The organism is Aquitalea sp. ASV15, from assembly GCF_016429115.1.
GTDB classification, from domain to species: domain Bacteria; phylum Pseudomonadota; class Gammaproteobacteria; order Burkholderiales; family Chromobacteriaceae; genus Aquitalea; species Aquitalea magnusonii.
In genome coordinates this window covers 1-4,506 of sequence record NZ_JAELTZ010000103.1, presented here as the reverse complement: position 1 = coordinate 4,506, position 4,506 = coordinate 1, and the positions used below count along the sequence as shown (strand labels likewise).

Genomic DNA, 4,506 nt, shown 5'->3' with positions numbered 1-4,506 from the left:
CGCTGGCACTGGGCAGCATGGCGCTGCTGTTACTGGCCACGGCACTGGCGTTTCCCGGCCAGCGCCTTCATGCCGAGTTGCACGACGACGCCAGCGGCTATCAGCCACAGCTGCTTTGGAGCTGCGCCATGTTGTATGGCGGTTTTATCGTGGCGCTGGAATCCGGCCATGGCTTGTGGGGGCTGGTTGCGGTGCTGGCTGGCATCGCCCTGTTGCGCCCGGCCCTGTTGCTGGCGGTGGACTGGAGCCTGCTGGCCGTGTTCATGCTGATGTTTGTCGATATCCGCCTGCTCACCCAGCTGCCGCTGGTACGCCACTGGACCGATGCCGTGGCCGGGCTGGACACCACAGGCTTATACCTGACCGCCCTGCTAGGCTCACAGCTGATCAGCAATGTGCCCGCCACCATCCTGCTGGTGAAATACAGCAGCGCCTACAAGGTGCTGGCCTATGCGGTGAATGCCGGCGGCTTTGGCTGCGTGCTGGGCTCGCTGGCCAACCTGATCGCCCTGCGCATGGCGGGAGAGCGCGGCATCTGGCTGCGTTTTCATCTGTATTCCCTGCCTGCACTGCTACTGGCCGGCGTGCTGGGCTACTTTCTGCTGTAAACCAGCACACGCAAAAAAGCCCGGTCACCATGAGGGTGCCGGGCCAAATCCCTGACTGAGTGCCTGCTTACAAAGAGGGCAGCAAGCCAGCCGCTACAAAGCGGTTGTAGCTACCGCTGGCCACCAGCGTGGCTGCCTTCTCGATATCCGGTGCGAAGTAGCGGTCCTTGTCGTAGAACGGCACTTGCGCACGCAGTTCGGCCTTGGCTTCTTCCAGCTTGGCGCTGGCCTTGTGCGGGGCGCGGAAGTCCACGCCCTGGCAGGCGGCCAGCAGTTCCACCGCCAGAATGCCGGCGGTATTGCCCGCCATGTCGCGCAGACGGCGACCGGCAAAGGTGGCCATCGATACGTGGTCTTCCTGGTTGGCCGAGGTCGGCAGGCTGTCCACCGAAGCCGGGTGCGCCAGCGATTTGTTTTCCGAAGCCAGCGCCGCACCGGTGACCTGGGCAATCATGAAGCCGGAGTTCACCCCGCCGTTATTCACCAGGAAGGGCGGCAGCTTGGACAGGTTGCTGTCGATCAGCAAGGCCATGCGGCGTTCGGACAGCGAGCCGATTTCCGCTAGCGCCAGCGCCAGGTTATCGGCGGCAAAGGCCACCGGCTCGGCGTGGAAATTGCCGCCGGACAGGATGTCGTTGTCGTCGGCAAACACCAGCGGGTTGTCCGATACCGAGTTGGCTTCCACTTGCAGCACGCTGGCGGAGTGGCGGATCTGCGTCAGGCAGGCACCCATCACCTGCGGCTGGCAGCGCAGGCTGTACGGGTCCTGCACCTTGCCGCAGTTTTCGTGCGAGTGTTCGATTTCGCTGTGTTCCAGCAGCGCGCGGTAGGCGCTGGCGGCGTCGATCTGGCCGGCATGGCCGCGCACGGCGTGGATGCGCGCATCAAACGGGGTGCGGCTGCCCTGCGCGGCTTCCACCGACATCGAGCCGGCCACCACGGCAGAGGCAAACAGGTCTTCCGCTGCGAACAGGCCTTCCAGCGCAAAGGCGGTGGAAGCCTGGGTGCCGTTGAGCAGGGCCAGGCCCTCTTTCGGGGCCAGGGTGATGGGTTCCAGACCAGCCGCCTGCATGGCTTCACGGCCATGGACGCGCTGGCCGTTGACGAAGGCTTCGCCCTCGCCAATCAACACCGCGCTCATGTGCGACAGCGGGGCCAGGTCGCCGGAGGCGCCCACCGAACCCTTTTGCGGAATCACCGGGTAGATGCCGTGGTTGAACAGCGTGACCAGCGCTTCGATCACCTGACGGCGGATGCCGGAGAAACCACGCGCCAGCGAGTTGATTTTCAGTGCCATCACCAGCCGCACGGTGGAATCGTCCATCGGCGCGCCAATACCGGCGGCGTGCGACAGCACGATGGAGCGTTGCAGCAGTTCCAGCTCGTCCGGTGCAATGCGGGTATTGGCCAGCAGGCCAAAGCCGGTGTTGATGCCGTAGGCGGTGCGGCCTTCGGACAGCACGCGTGCCACGGTGGCGGCGGAGGCGTCGATGCCGGCGTGGCAGGACGGGTCCAGTTGCAGCTTGAGGCCGGTTTCACGTGAAACGCGGCGCAGGTCGGCCAGCGTCAGTTGGCCCGGTACGATATTCAGAATGCTCATGGTTTCAGTCTCTATTGATTGTCAGCTCGCCGCATGCACGCAGGCTGGGCCGGATATGTTCTTGTTTTAGCGCCTGCCCTGCCGCCGATGGCAGGGCAATAACGCTGATGACGTGATTTCTGCACAGAGAATGCCCCAGTCAAGGCGCGCCGACGCAGACAGTACACGGAGTACGGCAAGGAGGCGCAACGCTGGATCGGGCATGCTCTACCCGGCTTACTTGAGCATCGGCAGGTCCAGGCCCTGCTCCCGTGCACAATTTTTGGCGATGTCGTAACCGGCATCGGCATGACGCATCACACCGGTGCCCGGGTCGTTGCGCAGTACGCGGCCCACGCGCTTGGCGGCTTCGTCCGTACCATCACACACAATCACCACGCCGGAATGCTGCGAGAAGCCCATGCCCACGCCACCACCGTGGTGCAAGGACACCCAGGTGGCACCGCCAGCGGTATTCAGCAGGGCATTGAGCAGCGGCCAGTCGGACACAGCGTCGGAGCCATCCAGCATGGATTCGGTTTCGCGGTTGGGCGAAGCTACCGAGCCGGAGTCCAGATGGTCGCGGCCGATCACGATCGGCGCCTTGAGTTCGCCATTCTTCACCATTTCGTTGAAGGCTGCACCCAGACGGGCGCGGTCTTTCAGGCCCACCCAGCAGATACGTGCCGGCAAGCCCTGGAAGCTGATGCGCTCACGTGCCATGTCCAGCCAGTTGTGCAGGTGCGGGTCATCCGGAATCAGTTCCTTCACCTTGGCGTCGGTCTTGTAGATGTCTTCCGGGTCGCCGGACAGTGCCACCCAGCGGAAGGGGCCGATGCCTTCGCAGAACAGCGGGCGTACATAGGCCGGGACAAAGCCGGGGAAGTCAAAGGCATTCTGCACGCCCTCTTCCAGCGCCATCTGGCGGATGTTGTTACCGTAGTCCAGCGTGGCGGCACCGCGCTGTTGCAGGGTCAGCATGGCGCGCACCTGCACGGCCATGGACTTCTTGGCGGCGGCAGTGATTTCAGCGGCGTCGGTCTTTTGCTTGGCGCGCCATTGTTCTACCGTCCAGCCTTGCGGCAGATAGCCGTGCACCGGGTCGTGCGCGGAGGTCTGGTCGGTCACCACATCCGGGGTGATGCCACGGTTCACCAGCTCGGTGAACACGTCGGCGGCATTGCCCAGCAGGCCGACGGATACCGCCTTGCCGCTTTGTTTGGCGTCTTCGATGATGGCCAGCGCCTCGTCCAGGGTAGTGGCCTTGCGGTCCACGTAACGGGTTTTCAGGCGGAAGTCGATGCGGGTTTCATCACATTCCACGGCAATCATGCTGAAACCGGCCATGGTGGCGGCCAGCGGCTGGGCGCCACCCATGCCACCCAGACCACCGGTCAGGATCCAGCGGCCTTGCGGCTTGCCGTCAAAGTGCTGGTTGGCCACGGCAAAGAAGGTTTCGTAAGTCCCCTGCACGATGCCTTGCGAGCCGATGTAGATCCAGGAGCCGGCAGTCATCTGGCCGTACATCATCAGGCCTTTTTTATCCAGCTCGTTGAAGTGTTCCCAGTTGGCCCAGTGCGGTACCAGGTTGGAGTTGGCAATCAGCACACGCGGCGCATCGGCGTGGGTGTTGAACACGCCCACCGGCTTGCCGGACTGGATCAGCAGGGTCTGGTCGTCTTCCAGACGCTTGAGCACGTCCAGGATGGTGTCGAAACATTCCCAGTTGCGGGCGGCGCGGCCGATGCCGCCATATACCACCAGGCTTTGCGGGTGCTCGGCCACTTCCGGGTCCAGATTGTTCTGGATCATGCGGTAGACGGCTTCGGTCAGCCAGCTTTTGCAGGAAAGTTCGGTGCCGCGCGGGGCGCGGATCACACGGGTCGGGTCGAAACGGCTGTCTTGTTGTGCTGCGCTCATTGCTGTCTCCTTGGTACTGCCATGTTGGCGGGCAACTGCCCTGAATTCCTTACCGGGAACCGCTGACAAAACCCCCGCTCCAGCGTTGCGCCGCCTTGGCCCGGGTTCGCTACGCGGTTTTGTCAGCGGTTCTTGACCAGATGACGGGTAATACTCCACGCCAGCCGGGCCGCCGTCTTCGCGCCGTGGCTGTCGATATCAAATTGCGGGTTCAGCTCTACCAGATCGGCCCCGGCCAGCTTGCCGCTGGCGGCAATGGCAGTGACCAGTGCTTCCACCACCGGCAGCTCTACCCCCATGGCGGCGGGGGCGGACACGGCAGGCATCACGCTGGCGGGCAGCACATCCAGATCGATGGTGAGATAGACCATGTCCACCTGGTCGATGAAGTCCTGCACC

The 4,506-nt window shown here is 63.6% G+C and carries 4 protein-coding genes; 1 reads left to right on the top strand and 3 read right to left on the bottom strand.

Annotation, left to right across the window (positions count from 1 at the left end):
- Positions 1–608, top strand: a 608-nt coding sequence (locus JHD64_RS20835) for a hypothetical protein (RefSeq protein WP_370540992.1), incomplete at its 5' end; no start/stop codon positions are given.
- A gap of 67 nt (positions 609–675) precedes the next feature.
- Here the strand turns inward: JHD64_RS20835 and hutH are convergent.
- The 3 genes from hutH to JHD64_RS20820 all read right to left on the bottom strand — a co-directional run.
- Positions 676–2,208 carry a histidine ammonia-lyase gene (gene hutH / locus JHD64_RS20830; protein ID WP_199055493.1) on the bottom strand — a complete coding sequence of 511 codons (1,533 nt, stop codon included), beginning with the start codon at positions 2,206–2,208 and terminating at the stop codon, positions 676–678.
- A 216-nt stretch (positions 2,209–2,424) separates the two neighbouring features.
- Entirely contained in the window at positions 2,425–4,107 is a 1,683-nt protein-coding gene (hutU, locus tag JHD64_RS20825; RefSeq protein ID WP_199055491.1) for a urocanate hydratase, read from the bottom strand.
- 122 nt (positions 4,108–4,229) lie between these two features.
- A partial coding sequence (locus JHD64_RS20820) for an arginase family protein (RefSeq protein ID WP_199055489.1) occupies positions 4,230–4,506 on the bottom strand: 277 nt, incomplete at its 5' end.